The following is a 512-nucleotide window of genomic DNA, read 5'->3' as shown; positions in this document are numbered from 1 at the left end:
GATGAAGATTTAAATTTAACTGGCCATGACCGAAAACAATTAGAAAAAAACCTAGCTGAACACATTAATTTCGTTAAAGAAATTAATGAGAAAATATTTTCACTATTAAAAAACAAGCTTGATCGATTTAACGTACTAACACACCTTATGGATCAAGATGAGATAACTATATATATCCTTGATGGAAAATTATTAATAAATAACTTCAAGTCAAACCCAAATTAAAGAAGTAAGTAAAAATCTCTTATTGTTGTTAGTTTATCAATGGAGTGCTGTTATGGAAAAAATAGTAATAAAAAACTTAGATATAAAAAGATTCAATGCATTAGCTGCACAGTCAAGAAGCCCTGCAGCAGCATACATGAGTGAGGAACTTGAATGGTACGCAGATTCCGACGAAATTGTATTGGGTATTGTTCTCAGAGACACAATAGATAGCGATTTTGTTGGAATTATTTTAGGGAGAGATGAGGGGGACAGGTTCCGCGCTTTCGATGTTAAGGCATCAATAC

At 32.6% G+C, this 512-nt stretch carries 2 protein-coding genes; both read left to right on the top strand.

Annotation, left to right across the window (positions count from 1 at the left end):
• Positions 1 to 225: hypothetical protein (locus tag MKP05_RS21655; protein WP_240570186.1), on the top strand; the 225-nt coding region annotated here is incomplete at its 5' end.
• A 52-nt stretch (positions 226 to 277) separates the two neighbouring features.
• On the top strand, positions 278 to 512 hold a 235-nt coding region (locus MKP05_RS21650), incomplete at its 3' end, for a hypothetical protein (RefSeq protein WP_240570185.1).

Source organism: Halomonas flagellata, assembly GCF_022487945.1.
In the GTDB taxonomy this organism is placed as follows: Bacteria; Pseudomonadota; Gammaproteobacteria; order Pseudomonadales; family Halomonadaceae; genus Halomonas; species Halomonas flagellata.
Note: the sequence above shows the minus strand (reverse complement) of the source record. Positions and strands in the feature narration are given on the sequence as shown.